A 311-nucleotide genomic window follows, 5' to 3' on the forward strand; every position below is an offset into this window, starting at 1 on the left:
CATCGGTGCGTGGGTTGGTGGTGGTGTAGCGGCGGACCACGCGTTGGGCGTGGACGAGGCAGCGTTGAATTTTCGTAGTCGGCCAGCACTTTTTGATTGCGCTGTATGCGCCTTGGCCGCCGTCGATGACGGCGATGAGTGGGGCTTCGATGCGTTCAAGCAGCAGTTGGTAGTCGCGGGTGGTTTCGTGTTTGCACCAGTGCCAGGCGATCACGTGGTCGATGGTCGCCGCGACGATCAGGCAGCCACCGGCGGTGTAGGTGCCATCGAGAAATACCTGGTCGTAGATCCGCTTGTGGTGGCCGGCGGTG

General features: G+C 62.1%; 1 pseudogene. It reads right to left on the reverse strand.

The features are described from left to right. A pseudogene (locus tag EIK80_RS25350) lies at positions 1–311 on the reverse strand (IS256 family transposase); the annotation flags it as partial.

This window comes from Caulobacter sp. 602-1, assembly GCF_003931565.1.
Classification (GTDB): domain Bacteria; phylum Pseudomonadota; class Alphaproteobacteria; order Caulobacterales; family Caulobacteraceae; genus Caulobacter.